A 360-nucleotide genomic window follows, 5' to 3' on the forward strand; every position below is an offset into this window, starting at 1 on the left:
ATTGGTTATTAAGTCTGCCTTGCCAATGACCTTAACAGGTAGGTTAAGCATAGGACTTGTGGTGCCCGTAGTGCCATCTTCTTTACTCACTGCCTGTACTTTTAGGTTTACCGTGCCGCTAAAGTTCTCAGCAGGGACAAAATACAACCCAGTTACGCTGTTATTGTAATCTTCAATCACTACCGTATCACCAGTAGTGTCAAGTAAGACTGTATCACCGTTGCTATTAGTATAATAAAGCTGCCCGTCTGCTGGTATATCCGAGATGGTCACATCATAAGTCTCAGAACCATCATCATCACGCGAGCTTGGTCGGATATTGAGTGAGATACCAGCGGTAGGGTTGATAACCGCTGTTGG

Annotated in this window: 1 protein-coding gene; it reads right to left on the reverse strand. The window is 44.7% G+C overall.

Annotation, left to right across the window (positions count from 1 at the left end):
- On the reverse strand, nucleotides 1-360 hold a 360-nt coding region (locus tag BTV99_RS13595; RefSeq protein ID WP_178377987.1), incomplete at both ends, for a hypothetical protein.

It is taken from the genome of Psychrobacter sp. Rd 27.2 (assembly GCF_001921755.1).
Taxonomy (GTDB): Bacteria; Pseudomonadota; Gammaproteobacteria; order Pseudomonadales; family Moraxellaceae; genus Psychrobacter; species Psychrobacter celer.